This is a genomic window from Thauera propionica, assembly GCF_002245655.1.
Taxonomy (GTDB): Bacteria; Pseudomonadota; Gammaproteobacteria; order Burkholderiales; family Rhodocyclaceae; genus Thauera; species Thauera propionica.
On the sequence record NZ_NOIH01000050.1, the window covers coordinates 1 to 714 of the forward strand.

Consider the following 714-nt stretch of genomic DNA (forward strand, 5'->3'; position numbering starts at 1 on the left):
CCCGCGTGAGGAAAGAAGGTGGGGGATTATTCAGGGGCGACTAACTAGCCAATCGAAGTTGTACTTTTCTGGCCTACGAAAAACGTTAACAATTGCCCCGAGACCAAGACCTCCTAAGCCGCCACCAACCATGAGTGACAGCAAACCTATGCTGCCATAAAGTGCTCCGCTTACCCAGCCTACCGCACCAAATGCAAAGAAGAAAACAAGGCCCGCAATGACTCCAATCGAACCTCCCGCAATATAGTCCCATGCAAGTTCAAACCACGACTTTTCTTCAACCCCCCAAGCGAGTGCCAACTGAATTGAAAAATACATTACAGCGCCAAATACGGCATACCGAAGGAGATAAACTGATATTTTGCGAGATGACATTTATACCCTGCTCGAAGATTGAATTTTCTCCATGACGGCCATAATTGCGAACCTCTAATTCACGTAAAAAGGTTTAAATATCAGGCTCGAGTCCCTACAATCGAATCTTGGATTTATGTCGACTTGATCTATCGAGCCTTTTTTGATGCCAAAACTATAATATTGCAAGCCAGTGTACCCTCCCATTCTATTCTTGGCGTTCATCCTTAAACAGACAGTCCAAGTATCGTAAAAAGCCTTTCTGTTTCGGTATGGCGGCGCCGCCATTGCATCTTTTATTGTATATGGATCCACAAAGGCTCTATGCCGTTTCCAGTGGAAATTGACTTCTCAACAAAC

At 45.0% G+C, this 714-nt stretch carries 1 protein-coding gene; it reads right to left on the bottom strand.

Going from position 1 to position 714, the window contains the following annotated elements:
- Nucleotides 1-30: 30 nt before the first annotated feature.
- Complete coding sequence (locus tag CGK74_RS18895; protein ID WP_133091970.1) at nucleotides 31-375, bottom strand: hypothetical protein; 345 nt, start codon at nucleotides 373-375, stop codon at nucleotides 31-33.
- Nucleotides 376-714 lie beyond the last annotated feature (339 nt).